The 3,563-nt window shown below is 68.3% G+C and carries 6 protein-coding genes and 1 tRNA gene; 1 reads left to right on the top strand and 6 read right to left on the bottom strand.

Features of this window, described 5'->3' with window-relative positions:
• The 3 genes from sphsw_RS13440 to folK form a co-directional block, all read right to left on the bottom strand.
• Positions 1-288, bottom strand: a 288-nt coding sequence (locus sphsw_RS13440) for an HIRAN domain-containing protein (RefSeq protein ID WP_042467301.1), incomplete at its 3' end; no start/stop codon positions are given.
• 89 nt (positions 289-377) lie between these two features.
• A tRNA-Lys gene (locus sphsw_RS13435) sits at positions 378-453 on the bottom strand.
• Between the two features lie 19 nt (positions 454-472).
• Positions 473-949: a 2-amino-4-hydroxy-6-hydroxymethyldihydropteridine diphosphokinase gene (folK, locus tag sphsw_RS13430; RefSeq protein WP_031441051.1), complete on the bottom strand. Its 477-nt coding sequence runs from the start codon at positions 947-949 to the stop codon at positions 473-475.
• A gap of 22 nt (positions 950-971) precedes the next feature.
• Here folK and sphsw_RS13425 point away from each other — a divergent pair, with 22 nt between their 5' ends.
• Positions 972-1,643, top strand: a complete 672-nt coding sequence (locus sphsw_RS13425) for a uracil-DNA glycosylase (RefSeq protein ID WP_031441050.1) — start codon at positions 972-974, stop codon at positions 1,641-1,643.
• 6 nt (positions 1,644-1,649) lie between these two features.
• Here sphsw_RS13425 and aguB read toward each other — a convergent pair whose 3' ends face one another.
• From aguB to sphsw_RS13410, 3 genes are all read right to left on the bottom strand, one after another.
• Positions 1,650-2,510, bottom strand: coding sequence for an N-carbamoylputrescine amidase (gene aguB / locus sphsw_RS13420; protein WP_031395228.1), 861 nt, complete (start codon positions 2,508-2,510; stop codon positions 1,650-1,652).
• Between the two features lie 8 nt (positions 2,511-2,518).
• A complete protein-coding gene (locus sphsw_RS13415) occupies positions 2,519-2,869 on the bottom strand; it encodes a DUF3147 family protein (protein ID WP_031441049.1) in 351 nt (116 codons plus the stop codon).
• The coding region (locus sphsw_RS13410; RefSeq protein ID WP_031441048.1) for an agmatine deiminase family protein at positions 2,869-3,563 on the bottom strand (695 nt) is incomplete at its 5' end. The genes sphsw_RS13415 and sphsw_RS13410, both read right to left, overlap by 1 nt.

Here is a 3,563-nt window from a genome sequence, read left to right as displayed (position 1 = left end):
GCGGATATAGGCACCGCCCTGATGCATCGCCTGGAACAGCGCGCTCGTCTCCTCGGCCTGCAGCCGCCGGCCGATCATCGGCGCGCGTTCGGCACTGATATAGCCGAGCTGGATGTCGCGCTCGCTCCACACGCCGACCGCATTCGAATCATGCGGATTCTTCGGTTCGCGGCGCAACGTGACGCGGTCGCCCGGCGCACAGAGCAGGATTTCCATCCGCCGGTTGCTCCGGGTCTTGTCCGCATTGGGGAAGTCGATGCCGACGATCGAGGTGGTGATTTCGTCCATCGCGCGACGATGCGCGCGCCGGCGCGGCCGATCAAGCAGTGCGAATGGGGGGGGGCGAATCGGGGGCTTGCGAGAGGAGGAGGTGCCGATGGTGGGTCCGCCGGGGCTCGAACCCGGGACCTCTCGATTAAAAGTCGCTTGCTCTACCAACTGAGCTACGGACCCGTACATCGGCTGCGAGCCACTAGGGGCGCAGCCGCGGTCGGTCAACCTTGTGCGCGAGATGGCGGACGCTTTGCCCGGTCAGAGGGTCGCGCCAGCGCGGCGCGATACGCGCGAGCGGTGCCAGCACGAAGCCGCGGTCCCGGTAGGCGGCGTGCGGCACGGTCAGCCCCGGCCCCCGCCAAACGCCCCCCGACCACAGGATGATGTCGAGATCGATCACCCGCGATCCCCAGCGGCGCCCGCGCCGCCGCCCGAACGCGGTCTCGATTCGCTTTAGCCGCGCGAGCAGCACAGGCGGCGAGTCGCGCGTCTCGATCAGCGCGACCGCATTGGCATAGCGCCGGATCGACGGCCCGAGCGGTGCGCTCGCGATGATCGGCGACACGGCGACGACACCGCCGACCGCGGCCAGCGCGGCGCGGATCGTCGCGGCGGGCGCGCCGTGGATCCCGCGCCGATTCGAGCCGAGCGCGATCGCATAGGTTGTCCGCTCCATCCGACCCGCCTAACGCACCGCGATGAACTTCGCACCCTCCCCGCTGCCCGAAACCGAGCCGCCGCACGACTGTCCCAATTGCCCGCGCCTCGTCGCCTTCCGCAACGAACTGCGCGCCGAATTCCCGACCTGGTGGAACGCGCCCGTCCCCGCCTTCGGCGATCCCGACGCGTGGCTCGGCATCATCGGCCTCGCCCCCGGCAAGCACGGCGCCAACCGCACCGGCCGCCCGTTCACCGGCGATTTCGCGGGGCAATTGCTCTACGACACGCTCGGCAAGTTCGGGCTGGCAGACGGCGTCTTCGCGGCGAAACCCGATGACGGGCTGAAGCTCAACGGCGCGATCATCATCAACGCGGTCAAGTGCCTGCCGCCACAGAACAAGCCGACCCCCGAGGAAATCCGCACCTGCCGCCCGTTCGTCGAATCGCAGCTTGCCGAGCTGCCCAAGGCGCGGATCTTCATCGCACTCGGCCAGATCGCGCACCAGACCAGCGTCAAGCTGCTCGGCGGACGCCTGCCCAAGGCGAAGTTCGGCCATCTCGCCGAGCATGTCATGCCCGACGGCCGCATCCTGATCGATAGCTACCACTGCTCACGCTACAACCAGAACACCCGCGTCCTGACCCCCGAGATGTTCGAGGCAGTCTTCGCACGGGCGCTGGAATTGCGGCGCAGCATCGCCGCAGCATAAGCTGCGTCAGACGTCCGCGACGAGCCGCCCGTAAAGATCGGGGCGGCGGTCGCGGAAGAAGCCGAAGGCGGCGCGGTGGCGCTTGACGATGTCGAGGTCGATCGTCGCGGTGATCACGCCTTCGTCGTCGCGACCGAGTTCCGCCAGAATGTCGCCGCGCTCGTCGGCGATGAAGCTGGTGCCGTAGAAGGTCTGGCCATGCTCGACACCGACGCGGTTGGCGGCGACGATCGGGACGACGTTGCTGACCGCATGCCCGACCATCGCACGCCGCCACAGCCGCGCGGTGTCGAGGCTGGTGTCGTGCGGCTCGCTGCCGATCGCGGTCGGGTAGAACAGGACTTCGGCGCCCATCAGCATCATCGCGCGCGCGGTCTCGGGATACCATTGGTCCCAGCAGACGCCGACGCCGAGCGTCGAGCGGCCCTGCGCCGCGGCATGCGGCCAGACCTTGAAGCCGGTATTGCCGGGGCGGAAATAGAATTTTTCCTCATAGCCCGGGCCGTCGGGGATGTGGCTCTTGCGATAGACGCCCTGCACCTCGCCGTCGGGGCCGATCATCGCGAGGCTGTTATAGTGATGCGGGCCATCGGCCTCGAAGAAGCTGGTCGGGATGGTGACCTTGAGCGCCTCGGCGAGCGCCTGCATCGCGAGCACCGCCTTGTGCTCGCCGACGGGGGCGGCGTTGGCGAACAGGCCCTCGTCCTCGACACGGCAGAAATATTCGCCCTCGAACAATTCGGGCGGCAGGATCACCTGCGCACCACGCGCCGCGGCCTCGCGGACAAGGCGCGAGACGTTGGCGATGTTCTTGTCGATATCGGCAGTGAAGCCGAGCTGAAGCGCGGCGACGGTGATCTCGGTCATGCGAATTCCTATAGCGTCACGCCGAAGCGCGCCGCGATTGCGACGACCGCGAGATAGAGAAGGATCGTCAGGACGCAACCGGCAGCGAGCGAAAGCCAGAAGCCGACGCCGTGCCGCAACAGCACCGGGATCAGCAGGAACATCGGCAGCGAGGGCAGCACGTACCAGAAGGTCGCCTCGGCATGCGCGGCCAGCCGGACGCGGTCGCCGGTGTCGTGCCACAGCCAGATCATGCCGAGCACCGACAGCAGCGGCAGCGACGCGACGAGTGCCCCTGCCGCCGGACTACGCCGGGCAACCAGCGCGATCAGCGCGACGATGATCCCGGACAGGACCGCGCGGACCGCGAAGGCGAGCATCAGCCGGGGATTTGCTGGCTGATGCAGTGGAAGCTGCCGCCGCCGGTCAGGATATGGTCCGCACGCTGCCCGACGACCTGACGATCGGGGAAGATCGCCTGGATTGCCGCGACCGCGGCGTCGTCATTCTCCGCGCCGTAGAGCGGCACGACGACGGCGGCATTGCCGATGTAGAAGTTCATGTAGCTGGCGGGCACGATCTCCTCGTCGCGCAGCACGCGGCCGGGCGACGGGATGCTGACCACGGTCAGGCCGGCACGTTCCGCATCGCGCTTCGCCAGCTGATAGACCTGCCAGTTGGGGTCGTTCTCGGCTGCCTCGGGGATCGCCACGCGGCCCTCGCCGACGAAGCGTGCGAGGTTGTCGACATGGCCGTCGGTATGGTCGTTGACGAGCCCGTCGCCGAGCCACACGACTTGGCTGAAGCCGAGGTCGGACTTCAGCCGCGCCTCGATCCCCGCCTTGTCGAGGTCGGGGTTGCGGTTGCGGTTGAGCAGGCACTGCTCGGTCGTGACGACCACGCCGGTGCCGTCGCCATCGACCGCGCCGCCTTCGAGCACCCAGTCGAACGCCGCGAGCGTCTTGCCGCGGCTCTCGGCCAGACGGCGGCCGATCGTGTCGTCGCCGGGCAGGTCGTATTTGCCGCCCCAGCCGTTGAACACGAACTGGTGCGCGGTGCCGTCGCCGACGATGA

This window comes from Sphingomonas sp. FUKUSWIS1, assembly GCF_000733135.1.
GTDB lineage: Bacteria > Pseudomonadota > Alphaproteobacteria > Sphingomonadales > Sphingomonadaceae > Sphingomonas > Sphingomonas aerolata.
This window is presented reverse-complemented; position numbering and strand designations above follow the sequence as displayed.